Below are 371 nucleotides of genomic sequence, written 5' to 3' on the forward strand. Positions count from 1 at the left end.
GTCAGACCGGGTGCTCGCTGTGCCCGAATTGTCGGGCGAGGATGGAATGGTGTTTGCCCGCGAAGGCTTCAACATCATCGCCACGGCCAACACCCGCGACCGCGGCGTCAATGAAATGTCGGCGGCGCTGAAGCGGCGGTTCAATTTCGAGACCGTCTTCCCGATCCGCGACCCGCAGGAGGAGCTCGATCTGGTCAAACGCGAGGCCGGCAAGCTGCTCGCCCGCTCCGGCGTGCCCTCGGTGCCGGATGACGACGTGCTGGAAGTCTTGGTGACCTGCTTCCGCGAATTGCGCGACGGCCTGTCGATCGAGGGCGGTATGGAGAAATTGAGCTCGGTGATGAGCACGGCCGAAGCGGTCAGTGTGGCCC

General features: G+C 64.4%; 1 protein-coding gene. It reads left to right on the forward strand.

The features are described from left to right. On the forward strand, nucleotides 1-371 hold a 371-nt coding region (locus AC1D0P_RS32015; protein WP_477680402.1), incomplete at both ends, for an AAA family ATPase.

The organism is Polaromonas sp. P1_G2, assembly GCF_056405515.1.